Below are 12577 nucleotides of genomic sequence, written 5' to 3' on the forward strand. Positions count from 1 at the left end.
TCTTCGTTGGAAACATTTTCGTTTGTCATTTTTTGTTAATTTGAAATTTAAAATAAATTTAAAAAATGTTAGCAGAAAAGCTTTTTCTTGCAGCTTCTGCCAAATGTTTACCCGGTAGATAATCGCCAAATCTCTCTTTGCCTACACGTTCGTCAAACTGTCCGTTTTCCCAAACCGTTTTCCCACTTATCATGACATAATTTACGTACTTGTCATCACGATTTACTAATCTTTCTATGCCACTTAGAAACTCAGCCTTATAATATTGGTGTATACTGTCATCAAGATTTTCGAAATCAATTACTACCAAATCAGCTCTTTTTCCTTCTTCTATGGTTCCTGCATCAATATTAAAGAAATCAGCATTTTCTTTGGTCAATCTCCAGATCAATTTTTCATAAGGCATAAATGGCTCTCCTCTCTCATGCGAATCCTTCACATATTTGATCATACGGATAGGGAAGTTATAAAATGCCATATTGTTGATATGTGCCCCTGAATCAGCAAAACCTATGATATTGCCTTCGTCGTTGTAAAGTTTACTTAATTTTGCAGGGTTTTCATTACCTATCGTTGTTTTCCATTCCACTTGGTCATCCAAGTCTATGACTACATCCAAAAATGTATCCACTGGATGTTGGTTACGTTCTTTTGCTAAGTCCATAAATGACTTTCCAATCCATGATTTATCAGGTGCATTTAAAATATACGCATCTCCAAAGTCTTTTTGCCAAACTTTAGGTGACAATTTATCACCATAGTGTTTTTTAAATTGTTTTCTATATTCAGGGTCTTTTAATGTTTTATTTCTTTCTATCAAATCTCTGGATAAGTGTCGGGCCAATTCGCCTGATGGAAACTCTTCAAAAATGACCAAATCCATACCCTTGACATAGTTGGTGAAAGGTACAGGGAAACCCTGAAATCTAAAGTTAGCACCCAAAAATTTATTGTATGTCTTGGCAAGAAACGACAATACAGCACGGATGTATGGATCTCCTTTTAGTTCCATCATAGCTACAATAGATGTTTTGAGTTTCTTCTTTCTCAAACCAAACCAATTGGCACTTTGTCCTAAATACCAAAAAATTGCTAAACGATTGACCAGATTAGGTACTCCTTGTAAATGTCCGTTACGCTCCCGGGCTACGCTTGCCATAGCATTGCGTTCCTTCCTTGTGGCATATGCTGCAGGCAATAACTTGGACCAATGGCGACCATCCATTTTATCCCATGGGTTGTGCTGCATAGATATACCCAACATACCATGATCTATCGCATCATTGAGCATATCTTGCATCTCTTTTATTTCCGCTGCTGTAGGTATTTCTTTTGGATCCAACGACCTATCAATACCCATAACTTTAGATCTTATATCTGAATGACCTATAAATGACCCAATATTGGGTCCTAATGGGAGCTTTTTGATATGCTCTATCCAAGATTTAGGGCTATCCCAATTTTTTTCTTTTTCTAATATTGGATTTAATATTTCTCTTGGAAATGCCTCTACACGTGTAAACATATCGCAACAATCTTCCACATCTGAATACACAAAGGAGAGTGAGCAACTACCAACCAAAACAGTCGTGACTCCATGGCGTATGGATTCGCTCAGTTGTGGTGCAACCAAAAGCTCACCGTCATAGTGTGTATGGTTGTCAAAAAAACCAGGTGTCACCCACTTACCTGTAGCATCAACAATTTTTGTATCCGCAGGTAGGTCAAGGGCTTGTTCTGAGATCTTGGAGACCTTGCCATCTTGCACTAAAATATTGGCTATTTTAGAAGGTCTGTTGTAGCCTGAAAATACTCGACCACCTTTGATGTAAACTGTGTCCATGTTTTAAAGATTTAAGTATTAATTAATATTTTATTTCCAACCACCGGTGTTGTTTTTTAAATTTATGTCCCACTCATCCAAGGCTTTTTGCATATCATTGCTCCTATTAGCTTGGTGATGGATGATATTATAGTTTTCATCTGCATCAGTATTCAGATTAAAAAGATATCTTGTATTTTTTCCCATATGTTTCTTAGTTAAGGTATATGTAAAGGTACCATTTTTATTTAGTGGTACAGGCCATGTGTAGGAATGATAATTAGTATAGTACTTATGATCATTCATAATTAGTGCAATCGGTTTTTCATATTGATAAAAAATGATTTTTTCATGAGGTGTCTGGTCTGTCTTTCCAAATAAGATATCCGAAATGTTTTTGCCGTCAATGATCCTATCATTTGGCAAATCCAAACCCACTATGTCTAGTAATGTGGGAAAAATATCCAAATTACTCACTCTGGCCTTGGCTACAGAATTTGGTAAAATTTTATTTTTCCACGAAACTAAAAGAGGTACTTTAAAACCACCTTCAAATGCCTGCCCTTTTCCGCCTCTTAATCCCCCTGTAGAGCCTTCATACCAAGGTCCGTTATCAGATGTAAAAAGTATAATTGTATTTTCATCTAAACCATTTTTTTCAAGATTTTCTAAAATTTTCCCGATATAATGATCCATTTCCTCTACGACATCTCCAAACAGTCCTGCTTTGGATTTACCCCTAAATTCTTTTGAAGGTACTAAAGGCTCATGTGGTGCTGTAAAAGCCATATAGCAGAAAAAAGGTTTATCTTTATTTTGCTCAATGAATTGTATAGCATTATGAGCAAATAATTGACTGAAATCTTCTTGGTTTTCTCGAATATTACTTCTTATTACTTTCTCATCATCAATTAATACCACTGGTAGTAAATCGTTGGTGCTATTTACACCAAAAAACTTATCAAATCCGTGATATTTAGGGTTAAATTCTTTCCTAAATTTCATATCACCCAAATGCCACTTTCCTGAGAGGCAGGTAGCATAGCCTTTTTGTTTAAGTGCTTCGGCAAGGGTTATTTCTTTATGGGGCAATCCGTTTACATAACATTCTTTTCCATGGTCAGCAGCCCCAACATCATTTAATACTTTGCCAATTTTATTGACGACTTTCATATGATAGGTCCAGTCCTCGGGATAAAGAACTGAAGTGAAACCCATTCGAATAGGATACCGACCCGTTAATAAGCCCGCACGTGAAGGAGAACAGATAGCATTGGAAGTATAATGATTTGTAAAACGCATACCATTTGCAGCAATGCGGTCAATGTTTGGGGTTCGAATAGCATTGCCTCCATAACATCCTAAATCACCATAACCCAAATCATCGGCATTGATAAGTAATATATTAGGCAATTTATCAGTCTTAGACTTTTCCTTCAATGAAAACTTAAAGTCAAGGTCTTCTTTACTGACATCTTTGTTCATGCTAAAAAATGCAGATGAAAATAGTATATATCCTAAACCTAAAAACAATGGTATAGTGATAAGTAATGATATGCTAATAATTCCTTTGCTAATATACTTAAAAAGAGATTTCATATATTTTTTTTATTCATCAATTTTAATTATTATTTTTTCTAAATTATCGTTAAAGTCAAATGGAGTTTGATATGCGTGGCTAATAGACGCTCCCTCGTTTTTTCCTATTAATAAACCAAAACCTGATAATAAACTATATTGTACAGCCATCTTTATGTTTTCGAGTTTGCCAAGCTCTTCGTTGTCCATAAATAGGCTTATATCAGCCGTTGTAAAGTTAGGTTTTTCTTTTCAAAACCCAAGTCGTCTAACATAATCAAAATAACATTTGGAGCATCTTTGGGGGCCTTAAGTGCTGCAGGAAAGGCCTCTATTTTTCCAGCATCTTTTTGGTATTTTATTTGCGAAAAAGATAATGTTGATATGAATACGAATAAAATAAATTGAAAAATTTTCATTGAAATTAAAATAAATTTTTATTGATTACTTTTCTTGACAAAGCTTTTTCATACTAATTAATCCGTTTTATTGCAGGAAGATATGTATTCATGGTTTCTGAATTCAAAATTTCGGGCTTTGGTCCGTACATCCGATAGACGACCCTAAAATCTAAATCCGCCGTTGGTGTTGGTAGCCAATTGCCCAATTCATTTTCGTTGGGTGGTGCGTGCGAAAATGTGATTGTTACAGAGCCATCAGCATTTCTTTTTACTGGATATTTTTTGGCATCTCCGACAGAGTAATGGAAATATTTATTCGGTACAAAATCACTTGCTTGATAAATCGTAATTGACCAAAAAGAAGTAACGGGTGAAACTTTTTCTTTCGGAATAATCATTTGATATGAGTATTTCCCACTCAATTTTTCACCATTATTGTCATAAATAATTTGCGGATAGTTGGCTTCGGTGGTCAGATTGGTGTATAAACCGACCAATGCGTGTCTCGCCCGAGTGATATAGTCGTTATTGTCCGTGCCTCTGTCAAAATCGAGAAACCAATTATTGGGCGATAATTCCAGCCCTTTGTTCACATACCAATCCAATTGCTGTTTTCCGCTTTTGAAACCACGTTCCAAACCTCTCTTTACCGGTTCAGAAAGAGCATTGGCATCTATTTTGTTGCCTATTTTTACGCCAATGTTTGCCAATGATTTGACCAAATGTCTTTCACTCGGGAGTGGGCGATTTATAGCCATTTTGTTAAACAAAAAAGAGTACCATTCTAAGGCATTATCTGTATTTTTATACGTTTCTAATGGTAAGAATGTATCTTTTTCAGTTTTATTTAAAAACTTGGAAAGACTTTGTGAGGTGAATTTATTTTGATAAGTCGCTGCCAATTCCATGTCTTTTGACGGGTCTTTGACTTGCATTCGCGCAACAAAACCGAAAACATTGTGCCGCATACGGAACACTTTTTTGAAATTTTTTTTAGGCAATTCTCCTTTCCAATCGGGTCCTACCAATATGTAATTTCCACCTTTTGTATCGCCATACCGCGAGCCAATATAACCAACGACATCTAAAAAAGCATCACTCAATGTGATAGAAAAATATCTGTCATTGATAGGAGGAATAGAAAGAACGATGGGTTCTTTTTCTAAATCAGCAAAAAATATCGAATAATTCGTGTCGTCGTTTGGCGAAGCCATCGTATTTAGGTCATGTGTCGGCAAATTATTCACATGAACCCATTGATTATAAGTTAAACCATCTTTTGGATACATCATTTTCATCTTGAAATTAGGGTCGGTTGTCCTTTTTACCAACCCTTTTACGACATTTTGAAAACGATAGTTGAGCACCATCGGCACACCATAAAGATAGGCTTGTGCCGCTACGTTTGCCGCATATTCTTCTTGACCTTTCTCACTGTCTTCTTTACTTATTTGTACCGTAGGGGCTTGAGCCACAGTGAATTGGCTATTTATAATTATAAAAATGAATAAAAATAAAAGTCTGTTTTTCATTGAAAAGTTGATTTTGAAAAAATTAAAATTACGGGTTTAAACTTAATATTCATATCGTTTAAAAATAAAAACTTTGTTATAATGAGGGGGTGTTTTTCACATCTTAAATATTCAAAGCCCCTTTATATTTATTGTCTATCTACTGTTGGTGCTGTATATTTATTATCCAAGACCTCTTTTTTAGGGTCATACATCCGCATGATTAGCCAAAAATCCCCTTTGGGTGCAGGTAGCCAATTGGAAATATCTGTAGGGCGTTCATGTTGTATTAAAATATCCAAAGACCCATCTGCGTTGTATTTCAAATTGGGCGTAAGCCCACCGATATTGTACCGATTTATCTCATTTTCAATCAATTGATTTTCGGGTCTGCTGTACATAGTGATAGACCAAAAAGCATTGACTGGTGGAAATTCATCCTTACCAAAATGTATCTTGTATTTTTTAGACCCAATCAAATCATCGCCATCGGCATCAACAATCGTATTGACATACACGGCTTCTTCAGCGGTATTCGCCCCATAACCATAAAAAGCAACCGCAGAACCGATGGGATAGTTGAAATCGTATTTGCCGAGGTCATACCTAAAATTGAACCCTCCTTTGCGTTCACCACCAAATTTGAGCTCATCATAGATCCGTCTGAATGCTGCCATAATGCCATCTTCTAAGCCGGCTTTTTGAGATTTAGAAAGTTTTGCATCATCAAAGGTTAAATTGGGCCCAATACCCAACTTAGCAAAAGTGCTTACCAATCCCTTATCAACAGCAACTGGTGGATCGAAAGTAATGGTTTCATTGAGGAGTTTAAAAAAGTTAAGATTTCTGAGATCAGGGTTCGAATTCAGAGGATTAACCATCGTTTCCGTTTTCGGGATAGAAGCATATTGGGCTACGGAATCAATAGGATAAAGCTTGTATTTCATCATCAGAGCATATACCGCTTTTTCATCTTCTTTATTGCCTGGAAACACCAAGTTTCGGGCTTGTAGAAAAACCTGATTTGTTGGACAATCTATTCTTTGGATTCCTGTAGGCAGGGTTCCATTCCAATCAAATTTGCAATATGCCCATTTTCCAGGTGTTGTACCCATGCGACTCCCTACATAGTTAAAGGTATTTAGACTGGCATCCGTAGCTTGTACCGTCCAATATTTATTAGACACTTCAGGTATTTCGATGATGATGGGCCCTTTCGAAACATCCAACCAAGCCAAACCATAATAGGTATCACTATTGGGTGTAAAATCCGTAAAACCGGGCTTAGCCAATTCTTTACTAATAGCAAAAGTATTGATAGGTGCATAGTCGTGATAGTCTGGGTGTATTGCTTTTTTCTGCAACAACATGGACTTCACCCGTACAAACCCCCATAGATAAGCATTGTAGGCGATATTGAACGCTTCTTGTTCGTCCACTTTATCGCGGTCATGGGTTGCTTCAAAAACACTACGTTTCAGTGTATCTATGGAAGTTACTTTTTTGGATACTAAAAAATAGATCACAAAAGCCAAAATAGCCAATGAAGCCAGTAAAATTATTTTTTTTAAACCACCCATTTTAAACTTAGATTTAATTTTAAAACTGATAAACTAAAGCATTACAGTGCATTCCGGCACCGACTGATGCCATCACGGCCAACTGTCCCTTGTTTATTTTGTAACCCTTTATTTGATTTTTTAAAACCATGTCCATCAGTGTCGGAATAGTTGCTACTGATGTATTGCCTAAAACCTCTATAGTTGTCGGAATCTTTCCTTCAAAATTATAGTCTTTTTGACCATACAATGTGGCAAGATTTTGAGCTATGGCTTGCAACATTTTGCCATTCGCCTGGTGAAACAAAAATATATCTACATCATCAAGAGTTTTACCTGCTTTATCTAAGGCATTTTTGATTACCTGTGGCAGCCATGTGGTTGCATATTTATATACATCACGTCCACTCATTTTAAAATAAGAACTTCCAGGCACTTCTGCATTTAGTGACTCATTTTGATAAATGTACTTTAGATCAGCCTGAGCATGGGAGTATGTGGCGTATGATAAAATACCTTTGGTCCTTGATTTACTTTTTGACACTATACACGCTCCGCATCCATCTGCCAGAATCATAGAGTCCAAATCATGCGGATCCAAAAATCTTGATGCCACCTCAACACCTACGACAAGTATGTTTTGTGCATTTACGTCATCGGCCAATACCTGTTTGGCCTGAATGACTGATTGTAACCATCCTGGACATCCGAAAAGAAGATCATAAGCAAAACAATCATGGTTCTCAACCTTCAATGCATTTTTAAGTAGTGCTGCCATATTGGGCACTGAATGAATGCCTCTCCCATCAGTCAGCATATTACCAGCATTGTGCGCTACGATGATACCTTGTATATCATTGACTTCAATCCCTGCATCATCAATTGCTCTCCTAGAAGCTGCAGTCATCAATGGCACTGAATCTTCATCATCCCGAATATATCTACGTTCACGAATCCCGGTAATGGTTTCCAGTTTTTCGGCAAATTCTGCTCCGGATTTTCCAGTTTTTTCACCTGATTTTTCATAAAAGATATTATCTGAAAAATGTGAATTTTTAACTACCTTTTCAGGTAATGAACTTCCTGTTCCTGTAATGATTGCTTTCAAATTTTAGAATTTTATATTTGGTGATTTATATTTTGGTGATTTCCTGTTTTATAAGTAAGCACATTTAAAAGCCTCTTGTACAGCTACTTTATCTCGGCCATGACTTGCTTCAAAAACACTACGTTTCAGTGTATCTATGGAATTTACTTTTTTGGTAACCAAAAAATAACCCACGAAAGCCAACAGCGCTAAAACGATGAATACTATTATTTTTTTAATCATTATTATTTAGTATTTTCTTAATCCAGTTTATAAATGTCTTCTTTTGGATAAAAAGTCTTGCTTTTATATTCGTCAAATACCCCTAGCAGCTTAGTTGCATTGCCCGTGATTTTTGACTTTTTAATCAAATCATCAATACCTATTTCTCCTCTAAAGTACGCAGTAAAATTATCAGCTGTAGTCTCTATTGTGGCATCGGCTACTTTGTAATGAGCCAAAGGATTAGGTAGAAACTCAGCTATGGCATGACGGATGTGCAGACCCGAAGCTTTGTTATTGATTTTAAATACTAAGACGGCGTCTGTACCATTGGCCAGTTCAGGATTGATACGTGTACGCACATGATTAATAGCCCGTGGTATATCTGCTTTAACCCACTCTTTGCTCTGAATACTACTTAAAGTAAAGTTTTCATTACCTTCCAAACTCATAGCTGCTGCCATGTAGAAATTCCTAACAATTAACGAAGGAGTACGCTGTCCTAAAAGTCGGAATACATCTCCTAAAGCCTTTCGGTAAATGACGTTTGATTTATCAGAATAATATAAATATTTAGCTAAGTCTTTGGCCCAAATTAATTCGGCATCAACAATTGCTTTTTGATACAGTTCCATCATTTTAACAGTACCTCCTGCTAAAGCAATCATCTTTTCTGCCATTACTTTACGTGGTAAAGAGTGAATGTCTTCAGCATAACCGGAGTAGTAGCCACCATTGTAAGTAGGGAAAGCCTGGTAAAAGGTATTTACTTCACCATATATTTCATTGACAATAGGATGTTGTGAAAGAGCAATTGGCCATTTGATATAATGTCTTAATTCATCGGGAGCAATACCTTGGTTGGATAGTCTGATGGCCTGATCGTATATAAAAGCCATAGCATTGTACAAGGCATTACAGGCGTCTTGAATATTTTGTTTTCCTACCATGGGTAAGCTGCCTCCACCTACAGAGATTAACTTTTCTGGTTTCAAATCACGGATTTTTTTAACAGCTGCCATCCAGTTTTCAGGTGATCGGTATCTATCTCCTCTCAGTGTGTAGAGGTTGGGTATCATAGTCCACATCACATTGTCGATAACAAGATTTTCGTTTGGGAGGTAAAAAGTTAAAGACTCTTCGGTATCTGTGATTGCATGAAAAGCTTGAATTTTGACCCCGCCAATGGTGATGATTTCACCATCTTTCATGGTTTTTGTTGTGGGCAACCAACCTCGCTCTCTATTTAGCTCCAAAACACCACCTCCGCCTGCTAATGGGGCATCCTTGCCTATAGCCGGATGATCTGTTGCAAAATGGATACGTGCTTTTGCATCCATCAATGGCAATAATTCCTCGATGTATGGGAAAGATAATTCACCTGATGTTTGCATGATACGATTGTGATCAGGGTGTCCAACGATCATAGCTTTGTCTCCATCGAGCAAGCCTGTAGTGCCTTTAGGATAGTGTGCATGGTCATATAGAACGGCAATAACGGGCTTTTTGCTGATTTTTTCACGTATCAATTTACGCCAAATTCTGCCTTCATCATTATGCTCACCGGTAGGACATACGATGAGACCTTTGGGTGTTTCGATGACAACGGGAGTGTAAAAATTCCCACCTAAAACCCAAATTTTTTCCGAGATCCTAAGGAAAGAATCTTTAGGTAATATGGCTCTAGAAATGGGTGCTGCCATGGCAAAAGCTTGGGCATTGCCAACTGCTCCATGCCGCATAGTTGCAGGTTTAAAATTGGGATTATTATTGTAATGTCGCCAATCCACAGGTATGGGTATTTTCTTTTGCTGTGGATTTTGGGCTTTTGCTAAAAAGAAAGTCATACAGACTAACAATAATAGAATATATATTTTATGCATTTGTTTAGTATTGATTTGTACGACCATTAAATTCTGATAACCGGTGGTAAATAGGGCGTTAATCCTTCCTTTGTCAGTAAATTCTTCTTCGGTATATACATTCTATACACAATTCTAAAATCTTTGCCTTCTTCTGGTGCAGGCAGCCAATTGCTCAGCTCTCCATTGGGTGGTTCATGCGAAATCATAATAGTCACTGAACCATCAGCATTCCGTTTTACGGGTTGTGCTTTTTGATCTCCTACTGAATAATGGTAGTATTTATTAGGCACAAAATCACTGCCCTGATAAGTGATCATAGACCAAAAGGCATCCACAGGACCCACTTTATCTTTTGGGATGGTAAGTTGGTATGAATATTTGCCTGTCAGTTTTTCACCCTTACTATCAGAAATAGTTTGTGGATACATGGCTTCTTCCATGAGATTGGTGTACATGCCTATCTTACAATAATACGCTCGAAACAAATAATCTTGCTCTGGTCTTCCTCTTTCAAAAGATAAAAACCAATTATTATCTGTCTTTTCTGGACCTCTATTGATAAACCAGCTTAATGCATCTTGCCCCGCTTGATATCCTTTCTCTAAGCCTTTTTTAACCGGATCAGGTAATGCATTTACATTCACATCTTTGGACACATCGATGCCAAGGCTTTTCAAAGATTTTATAACGGCCCTGTCTTCAGGAAGAGGTTTATTAATTTTTAATTTTGAAAAAAGATAGGCGTACCAGTCTAATGCTTTTTCGGGATTTGGAAAAACTTCTAATGGTGCAAAATTGTCTTCTTTTGATGTGCCCAAAAACTTAGACAAACTTTCGGCTTTTATTTGTGCTTGCAAGAGTTGGGCTTTTTTTAGGTCAGCTCCCTTGTCTCTCACCTGTATGCGTGATATGAACCCCTGCATATTGTATCGCATACGGATCACTTTTTTGACGTTTTTGGGTTTTTGTCCTTTCCAGTCAGGAGACACAAGCATATAACTTCCGCCTTTGACATCACCTTGGCTTGTTCCTATATACCCGGTGTTTTCGACAAAGGCATCACCTAGTGCAATAGCAAAGTATCGATCAGTAATAGGTGGAATTGTAAGCACAATGGGTTCTTGACGCAGGTCAGAAAAAAATATCGAATAAATGGTTTCATCATTCGGTGTAGCCAAGGTTGCCAATTGGTGTGAAGGTAGCGTAATAGTATGTATCCAAGTATTAAAGAACAAGCCTCTCGCCACATTGGCAAATTGTACTGGAAAGTTAGGGTCTTCTCCTTTTTTGACCAGGTTTCGCATTACATTCATAAATCGATGGTCAAGCACCATAGGCAGACCATATAGATAAGTCTGTGTAGCTACAGAAGTAGCAAAGGCTTCCTGCCCTTTTTCAGCTTCTTCTTGAGTGATTTGTACTGTTGGGGCTTGCCCAAAAGTATTCACATTAATAAAAAATAAAACAAATAAGATTAAGGAGTACTTCATATGTATTAAATATTATAGTGAACAGAAAATATTCTACGAAAAATTTAAATCAGAATTGATTAAAAATCAGATTATTATGATTTTTAATTTTTGCAATCAATTTTCTTAAGTATAATTTGATTTTTCTGAATTTTTTATATGTTTTACAATCTTTTGTGCATCTAATGAAATCTCACGTATTTGTCCTGTAGGTGATATCCAGAATCCACAAAAATATAAGCCGTCCTTCCCGAAGTACTTTTGATTATCTACTGATACTTTGAGATCTTCAAATCTACTCTTTTCCACTTTTATAAAATTGCCTTCAAAACCTTTATCATAACCTATTGCTGCAACTATGGAATCAAATTTATCGTTTTTGCCATCTGTAAATGTGACGGTATTTCTATCTATTTTTTCTATATTTTCAAATATTTTGATATGCCCTTGTTTTATCAACTTTAAAGTCCCAATATCCAAAAGTGGTACGGTTTGATCTTTTTGAATTTGCTCCAGCGGCCCGTAAGGCAGTTTTTTTAATCCTAATTTTGTAATATCTCCAGTCAATAAATTCATCAATGGAGCATTGAGCTTATCTGCCAATTTTGGTGGTAAAGGTGCCATCAATAAACCTAATTGTAAAATAGGGATACCCATGATATCTCGGGGAAGTACATTTACCGCTGCTCGGACAGCCATACTTGGGAAAGCACCTTGTTCGTGCAAGTCTATAGCTATTTCACATGCAGAATTGCCAAAACCTACCACCAATACTTTTTTTCCTTTATAATCTTTTCCGGTTTTATACTGGCTACTATGCACAATAGAACCTCCAAAAGTCTCTTGACCATTAAAGTTTATACCACGGGCTTTCCCAAAAGGACCTGTGGCTATAATGACATACTTGGACTTAATTGTACCTTTGGTGGTTTCAGTAATCCAATGCTCCCCGTCTTTTCTTACAGAAGTAGCCTCCACATTAAAGATAGGATGTATGTTCATTTCTTTTTGGTAGCTGTCCAAGTATTCTACCACTTTCAGCCTGGCAGGATATCTTTCCACC

The 12577-nt window shown here is 36.8% G+C and carries 10 protein-coding genes; all 10 read right to left on the bottom strand.

What is annotated here, in order from left to right:
* Positions 1-58 precede the first annotated feature (58 nt).
* The 10 genes from IPK35_09055 to IPK35_09100 all read right to left on the bottom strand — a co-directional run bounded on the left by IPK35_09055 (position 59) and on the right by IPK35_09100 (position 12576).
* Positions 59-1843, bottom strand: coding sequence for an amidohydrolase family protein (locus IPK35_09055; protein MBK8053402.1), 1785 nt, complete (start codon positions 1841-1843; stop codon positions 59-61).
* 30 nt (positions 1844-1873) lie between these two features.
* On the bottom strand, positions 1874-3421 hold the full coding sequence (locus tag IPK35_09060) for a sulfatase-like hydrolase/transferase (GenBank protein ID MBK8053403.1): 1548 nt from the start codon (positions 3419-3421) through the stop codon (positions 1874-1876).
* Between the two features lie 9 nt (positions 3422-3430).
* On the bottom strand, positions 3431-3610 hold the full coding sequence (locus IPK35_09065; protein MBK8053404.1) for a hypothetical protein: 180 nt from the start codon (positions 3608-3610) through the stop codon (positions 3431-3433).
* An 8-nt stretch (positions 3611-3618) separates the two neighbouring features.
* A complete protein-coding gene (locus IPK35_09070; protein MBK8053405.1) occupies positions 3619-3819 on the bottom strand; it encodes a hypothetical protein in 201 nt (66 codons plus the stop codon).
* Between the two features lie 53 nt (positions 3820-3872).
* The gene (locus IPK35_09075; GenBank protein ID MBK8053406.1) at positions 3873-5333 is read right to left on the bottom strand and encodes a DUF1254 domain-containing protein; all 1461 of its coding nucleotides are present in this window, start codon (positions 5331-5333) and stop codon (positions 3873-3875) included.
* Positions 5334-5461: 128 nt separating this feature from the next.
* Positions 5462-6892, bottom strand: a complete 1431-nt coding sequence (locus IPK35_09080) for a DUF1254 domain-containing protein (protein ID MBK8053407.1) — start codon at positions 6890-6892, stop codon at positions 5462-5464.
* Positions 6893-6911: 19 nt separating this feature from the next.
* Entirely contained in the window at positions 6912-7979 is a 1068-nt protein-coding gene (locus IPK35_09085; protein ID MBK8053408.1) for a 3-oxoacyl-ACP synthase III family protein, read from the bottom strand.
* Between the two features lie 239 nt (positions 7980-8218).
* A complete protein-coding gene (locus tag IPK35_09090; protein ID MBK8053409.1) occupies positions 8219-10027 on the bottom strand; it encodes a hypothetical protein in 1809 nt (602 codons plus the stop codon).
* A gap of 62 nt (positions 10028-10089) precedes the next feature.
* A complete protein-coding gene (locus IPK35_09095) occupies positions 10090-11535 on the bottom strand; it encodes a DUF1254 domain-containing protein (GenBank protein ID MBK8053410.1) in 1446 nt (481 codons plus the stop codon).
* Positions 11536-11640: 105 nt separating this feature from the next.
* The gene (locus IPK35_09100) at positions 11641-12576 is read right to left on the bottom strand and encodes an NAD(P)/FAD-dependent oxidoreductase (protein MBK8053411.1); all 936 of its coding nucleotides are present in this window, start codon (positions 12574-12576) and stop codon (positions 11641-11643) included.
* Between the last annotated feature and the right edge of the window lies 1 nt (position 12577).

Source organism: Saprospiraceae bacterium (assembly GCA_016713025.1).
Taxonomy (GTDB): domain Bacteria; phylum Bacteroidota; class Bacteroidia; order Chitinophagales; family Saprospiraceae; genus OLB9.